At 71.7% G+C, this 6,461-nt stretch carries 7 protein-coding genes; 1 reads left to right on the forward strand and 6 read right to left on the reverse strand.

The window, feature by feature from the left end:
- Positions 1-66: 66 nt before the first annotated feature.
- From DEJ12_RS09615 to DEJ12_RS09630, 4 genes are all read right to left on the reverse strand, one after another.
- Positions 67-507 (reverse strand): DoxX family protein, encoded by a 441-nt coding sequence (locus DEJ12_RS09615; protein WP_071405836.1) that lies wholly within the window; start codon positions 505-507, stop codon positions 67-69.
- A gap of 120 nt (positions 508-627) precedes the next feature.
- The gene (locus tag DEJ12_RS09620) at positions 628-903 is read right to left on the reverse strand and encodes a DUF3072 domain-containing protein (RefSeq protein WP_017886246.1); all 276 of its coding nucleotides are present in this window, start codon (positions 901-903) and stop codon (positions 628-630) included.
- 159 nt (positions 904-1,062) lie between these two features.
- Positions 1,063-1,818: a hypothetical protein gene (locus DEJ12_RS09625; RefSeq protein WP_111029826.1), complete on the reverse strand. Its 756-nt coding sequence runs from the start codon at positions 1,816-1,818 to the stop codon at positions 1,063-1,065.
- Positions 1,819-1,829: 11 nt separating this feature from the next.
- Positions 1,830-4,076, reverse strand: coding sequence for an APC family permease (locus tag DEJ12_RS09630; protein WP_110864325.1), 2,247 nt, complete (start codon positions 4,074-4,076; stop codon positions 1,830-1,832).
- A 130-nt stretch (positions 4,077-4,206) separates the two neighbouring features.
- Here DEJ12_RS09630 and DEJ12_RS09635 point away from each other — a divergent pair, with 130 nt between their 5' ends.
- Positions 4,207-4,638, forward strand: coding sequence for a MerR family transcriptional regulator (locus DEJ12_RS09635; protein WP_111029827.1), 432 nt, complete (start codon positions 4,207-4,209; stop codon positions 4,636-4,638).
- A 97-nt stretch (positions 4,639-4,735) separates the two neighbouring features.
- Here the strand turns inward: DEJ12_RS09635 and DEJ12_RS09640 are convergent, their stop codons facing one another.
- Together DEJ12_RS09640 and DEJ12_RS09645 are read right to left on the reverse strand one after the other, a co-directional pair.
- Complete coding sequence (locus DEJ12_RS09640; protein WP_071405831.1) at positions 4,736-5,317, reverse strand: PadR family transcriptional regulator; 582 nt, start codon at positions 5,315-5,317, stop codon at positions 4,736-4,738.
- On the reverse strand, positions 5,314-6,174 hold the full coding sequence (locus DEJ12_RS09645; RefSeq protein WP_111029828.1) for a DUF4097 family beta strand repeat-containing protein: 861 nt from the start codon (positions 6,172-6,174) through the stop codon (positions 5,314-5,316). Before DEJ12_RS09645 ends, DEJ12_RS09640 begins: the two co-directional genes overlap by 4 nt.
- Between the last annotated feature and the right edge of the window lie 287 nt (positions 6,175-6,461).

A 6,461-nucleotide genomic window follows, 5' to 3' on the forward strand; every position in this document is an offset into this window, starting at 1 on the left:
GGTGCGGGCCTCGTGAGCTCTCACCGGGAACGGAACCTCGCACCAGACGAAACCGGGACGCGCGGCTCAGGCAGGGAGGGGCTCCTCGACGCCACGACGACGGCGCGACGACTTGAGCACCAGGGCATCGAGCGAGAACCGCCCGGGCCCGGTCAGTGCGACAGCGAGCGAGGCCACCGCGAGCACGAGCACGTACTCGAACCCGCCGTCCTGCGAGTAGAAGCCCGCGGTGCCGTGGGCAAGGAACCCGGCGACGACCATGTCGACTGCCAGCAGCACACCGACGACGCGGGTCGCGACGCCGAGCACGAGCAGGACGCCGCCGACGAGCTCGAGGCCGGCGACGAGGGGTGCTGCGACCTCGGCGAGGGGAACGCCCATGCCCGAGAAGCCCTGCACCACGTTGGGGATGCCCTGGGCGAACTTCTGGGCGCCGTGGGCGATGAACACCACCCCGAGGACGATGCGGAGCGCGGTCAGGCCGATGGAGGTCGATGTCGTTCGCATGGCCACGAAGGTAGCCGGTGACGCGTCATCGATCGTCCTCGAACAGGGGACTGACCGCGCTTCGCCAGAACATGCCCAGAGCATGCCCAGCCAGCGGTCCGCCGAAGGGCGGACTGCTTCTCAGGAATCGGCGCCGCGGCCGGTCTGCTGCTGGAGGCGGTCGATGTGCTCCGACGCCTGCGCCTTGGTGAGGTCGGCGGGGAGCTCCTCGCCGGCTTCACGGGCCAGGGTGTCGAGGTAGCTGCGCTGCGGTCCGGTCATCGGCTCGTCGCCGGTGACCCACTGCTCGGGGTCCTTGCTCGCGTCTGTGGAGGGGTCGGGTCGGGGGCCGCCGAGGGTCTCGCCCTGGATCGGTGCGTCCGGGGTCTGCTGCTGGTCGCGGTCTGCGTCACTCATGTCCGCGACGGTACGCCGCACCCCCGTCACGACACGCAGCAGCGGCGTCCCCCGAAGCGGCTCAGCGGCTCAGCGGCCCAGCGGCACAACGGCACGCATCGAACCGAAGCCGCTCAGCGGCCCAGCGCGCACGACGGCACGCATCCGCACCGAAGCGGCTCACACGGCCGTCGCCGCGTACCGCACCAGGTCGGCCCCGACGGCACTCGTGGCGATCGGCACGACGCGGTCGTCCCGCCGGATCCAGATGGTCGCCGCACGCTCGTCGATCCGGTCGACCTCGTGCAGCTCGCCGTCGAGCAGCACCGACGCCGTGACCCGGACCCGGGCGCTCGCCGGACGTGGCGGCAACCCGACCACGTCGTCGCCGTACGCCGGGTGCTCGCCGGGCTGCAGGAACGGGGACACCGGGGCCGTGACGACCTCGAGTCCCTCGTCGACCGCGGTCACCGCCACCAGGCGGACGGCCTGGTCGGTCGGCAGCGGCACGTCGACGACGGGCTCGGCGGTGGGGCCGGCCAGTGCGCGGAAGGCGGGTCGACCGTCGGGGGCGAGGTGGGCCTCCAGGCCGTCGATCCGGACGCGACCGCGCCCACGGGAGTCGGCGTAGACGCCGGGCTCGATGCCGGACTGCCGCGCCTCGAGCCGGGTGAGGACGACGCGGTCCGGGCGGTACCAGTCGCGGAGTGCGGCCGGGTCCACCCACCCGACGCTCGGGACGCCGCGGGAGAGCGCGGCGGACTCGTCGGCGGCGCGCTCGTCGCGCGCGCCGAGCGGGTGCTCGCCGCGCACGGCGACGAGTCCTTCGAGCGGGCTGCCGGCCGGCGGTTCGTGGTCGAGCACCTCGACGCGCTTCGAGACCTTGCCGCCGTGTCCGTCGAACGTGGCGAACGTCCGCAGGTCACTGATGGTCATGGGGCCACATGCTACGACTCGTCGGCTCCCCGTCGCGGCGGGGAGGGCACGAGGGCGTGGATCTCTCCCGTGCAGAGCGCGGGATCGACGCCCTCGGCGGGGCCCGCCGGACGGGTCGCGCGGCGCGGCTGGATGCTGTTGCGCTCGGCGGATCGGAGCAGGCGGTCTTCGGCTGAAGCCGAGGCCGCGGCCTCGGCCGACGAACCGGGCTGCGCGGGGCGGCGGAGCGGGGGCCGGACGGGCTCGCCGCGGCGTTCCTGGCCGGGCAGCGGGCGGGAGCGGCGGCCGTACAGCAGCTCGGACGAGTCGAGCAGCCACGGCACCAGGGCCACGGTGACGCCGTGCACGAGCAGCAGCTTCTTGCGGATGCGGCGGCCGCGGTGGTTGTGGAGCAGGCCCTCCCACCAGTGCCCGACGATGAAGATCGGGGTGTAGACGGTGACGACCTCGGAGCCGTGCTCGTTCCGGTGCGCCTTGATGTACTTGATCAGGGGCATCGAGATGTCGCGGTACGGGCTCGGCACGATCGTCAGCGGCACCTGGATGCCGTACTCCGCCCACTGGTCGCGCAGGCGCTGGGACTCGGCGTCGTCGATCGCGACGTGGACCGCCTCGATGCTCGCGTGCTCGGCGGCGACCGCGTAGTCGAGCGCCTTGAGCACGGGCTTCTGCAGCTTGTTCACCAGGACGATGGCGTGGTCCCCGGTGGCGCCGAACTTCGTCTCGACGTCGGCCTCGATCTCGTGCGAGACGTCGCGGTAGTAGCGGTTCACGCCGAGCATGAGCACGTACAGCACCGGCATGATCAGGAACACGAGCCAGGCACCGTGGGTGAACTTCGTGATCGTGACGATGACGAGCACCACGAGGGTGAAGGTGGCGCCGATCGCGTTGATCGTGCGGGAGCGGACGACCTGCCCGCGGTTCACGGGTGGCTCGCCGTCTGCGGTGGGCGCCCCGTTCCGGTCCCGATCGGCCCGCAGCAGCCGTGTCCAGTGCACGACCATGCCCGTCTGTCCGAGCGTGAACGACACGAAGACACCGATGATGTAGAGCTGGATGAGGCTCGTGACGTTCGCCCGGTAGACCACGAGCAGCGCCGCGGCGACGAGGGCCAGGACGATGACGCCGTTCGAGTAGATGAGTCGGTCGCCGCGGGTCGAGAGCGCCTTCGGGGCGTACGAGTCGCGCGCCAGGATCGACCCGAGGAGCGGGAACCCGTTGAAGGCCGTGTTCGCCGCGAGGAGCAGGACCGCCGCCGTGGTCGCCTGGATCACGAAGAACAGCACCGAGTTGTTGCCGAACGTCGCGGCCGCGATCTGGGCGATGAGCGAGCGCTGCGGCGTGGTGGCGCAGTTCGCGAAGCCCTGCAGGTCGCAGGCCCGCTCGGCGTAGTGCACGTGCGACACGAGCGCCAGGGTGATGAGCCCGATGAACAGGACGATCGCGATGCCACCCATGGCGACCAGGGTGGCCTGCGCGTTCTTGATCTTCGGTCGGCGGAACGCCTGCACGCCGTTCGCGATGGCCTCCACGCCGGTCAGGGCCGAGCAGCCCGAGGCGAAGGCGCGGAGGAGCAGCAGGATGAACGCCGCCTGCGTCGTGTGCTCGACGTTCTGCACGGTGTACGCCGCGGACTCGGCGACCGGGGCGTTGCCGGCGGCGACCCGGACGAGCCCGGTGACGACCATCACGAAGACGCTCGCCACGAACAGGTAGGTCGGGATCGCGAAGGCCTTGCTCGACTCCCGCACCCCCCGCAGGTTGGCGGCGGCGAGCAGCACGACGAACAGCAGGGCGAGCTCGACGCGGAAGTGGTCGAGCATCGGGAGCGCCGAGATGATGTTGTCGACACCGGAGGCGACCGACACGGCCACCGTCATCACGTAGTCGACGAGCAGCGCGCTCGCGACGACCAGCCCGGCCTTCTCGCCGAGGTTCCGGTGCGCCACCTCGTAGTCGCCACCACCGGACGGGTACGCCTTGATGAGTTGCCGGTACGAGGCGACGACGACCACGAGCAGCAGCACGACGAGTGCGGCGACCCACGGCGCGAACGTCAGGAAGGCCATGCCGCCGAGCAGCAGGATCATCAGGAGTTCCTGCGGCGCGTACGCGACAGAGGACAGCGGGTCACTCGCGAAGATCGGCAGGGCCAGGTGCTTCGGGAGGAGCTGTCCTTCGAGCTTCTCAGAGGGGAGGGGATCCCCGATCAGTCGTGCTTTCAACGACCGGATCTCGTTCGTCACGAGCGGCAAACCTACTCAGTTCCGGGCGCGAGTCAACACGGTTCGCCTGCCGCACATTCCCGGTCGGCTGCGGGCGCTCCACCCTGGGTGCCGTACACCCCTCACTGTTGACGCGGGGTCAACCAGTACAGTCGCCAGCATGAGCGCATCGACAGGCCCGGGTGACGCAGCTGCGAAAGCTCCCCACGCCATCACCGAGGTGGCGCGTTCCGCCGGTGTCTCGAGTCGGACCCTTCGGCACTACGAGGCCGTCGGACTGCTGCCGGCCACCGCCGTCGGCGCCGGTGGGCTGCGGCGCTACGACGACCGTGCGCTCGTCCGGCTGCAGCGCATCCTGCTGCTGCGCGGGCTCGGACTCGGGCTGCCGGAGATCGCGCGACGGCTCGACGACGAGGGTGAGGACGTCGCGGCGCTCACGGCACACCTGACGTGGCTCGAGCACGAGCGGGACCGGCTGGCCCGGCAGCTGGCCGCGGTCCGCACCACCGTGGCGCGCGTCGAGCACGGGGAGGACCTGACGGCAGGCGAGGCGTTCGCCGGCTTCCCGCCGACGCGGCTTCCGGCTCCCTGAGGCGTCGGCAGCGCCCCCCCCGCACGCGGCGGGCCGACAGACGGTGCGGACGACGGCCGGGAGGCCCTGGTCGCCACCGCCTGTCGGCCGCAGACCGTCAGAGCGACTTGCGCAGGGCCTCCAGGCCGTCACGCAGACGCGTCACGGTGTCCGCACCGAGCGTGCCGCGGGTCGCCCGCCGGCGCAGGTCCGCACGCACCTGCTGCCGGAACGACGACAGCGCCATCTCGAGCTCGCGCAGGGCGCGGGCACTGTCCGACGGCACGGACACGGGCTCCTCGGCGGAACCGGTCGCCGGGCTCTCGGCGGCGGCGGCCAGGTCGGCACGGAGCGAGCGCATGGCCTCGCCGACCGAGGCGCGCACGCCGTCGGCCAACGACTTCACCGAGTCGCTCACGCCGGACTCGACCGTGGCGATCTCGTCGGCACGTGCCGCGAGCTCGGCACGGCCGGCGTCCGTGATCGCGTAGACGGTCTTGCGGCCGTCGGCGGTCTTCGTGACCAGGCCGTCGTCCTCGAGCTTCGCGAGCCGGGGGTAGACGGTGCCGGCGCTCGGCACGTAGGTGCCGCCGAAGCGGTCGCCGAGTGCCTGGATGAGCTCGTAGCCGTGCATCGGGTGGTCGGCCAGCAGGACGAGCAGGTAGAGGCGCAGGTGGCCGTGGGCGAAGACGGGGCTCATTCGGGCACCTCGCTCTCGTTCGTCGGTGTGGTCGGCGTCGTCGGGGGTGTCGGCTCGGCGACCGGCGGGGCGTGCAGCACCGCGATGTCGCCGGAGACGGAGTTCACCCGCAGGTCGAGCCACTGGCCGGACAGCTCGCCGCCCTGCTTGACGTACGAACCGCGCACTCCGCGGATCTCGGCGTCGTCGAACTGCAGCTTGCCGGTCGCGGTGTTCACCGTGCACTTGTAGGCGACGCCGTCCGCCAGGCGGACGCTCACCGACCCGGACACCGTGTTGACGCGCGCGGACTCGGGGACCCCGTGCAGGTCGAGCACGACGTCGGCCGAGACGCCGTCGGCCTGGAACCGCGGGATCTCGCCGGTGGCCACGACGTCGCCGGAGACGGTGTGCACCGCGAGCGCGCCGTCGAGGTCGCGGATCGTGGTGGCGCCCGAGACGGCGTTGACCGTGACGTCACCCGCGACGCCGTCGACGACCAGGTCGCCGGACACCGTGTTGAGGGTGGCGCCGCGGTTCGTGCCGGACAGCAGCGCACCGGCCGAGACGACACCGAGCGTGATGCCGGCGTCGCGGGGGACCAGGATGCTGACGTCGGCGTGGGCCTTGCCGCGGAAGGACTTCAGGAACCCGATGGGGTCGTCCCACCGGACCTGGGGGTGGTCGACGGTGAGGGTGTCGCCGTCGACCTCGATGAGCATCTGCTTGCCGGACACGCTGTGGATCTCGACCCGGGCCGTGGGTTCGTCGTGTGCGACGACGTCCACCTGCCCGCCGACGAGGCCGACACGCACGGTGCGCACGATGCCGGTGTCGATGACCTTGGGCTCGTCGACGAGCCACTTCTCCTGCGCCATGTTGCCTCCTGGAACTCGCGATGTATCGCGTCTGTGGAGGTCACGCTATATCGCGTTCCGCACGGCCGCAAGGGGTCGCACGCGATCACCGGGCGATCACCGGGCGATCGCCGGGCGATCGTGAGCAGGAATGGTCGGGTGGGGGCCGTGGACCGACCGTTCCTGCTCACGAAGCGCAGCTGAGCGCGACCGCGTCACCCCACCCGCGCCGCCACGATGTCGCGCGCCAGCGTCCGGACCGCGCGGCTCGGCTCCGGGGACGTCCGGACCGCCAGGCCGATGCGGAG

Origin of the sequence: Curtobacterium sp. MCLR17_059 (assembly GCF_003234665.1) — a bacterium.
Taxonomy (GTDB): Bacteria; Actinomycetota; Actinomycetes; order Actinomycetales; family Microbacteriaceae; genus Curtobacterium; species Curtobacterium flaccumfaciens.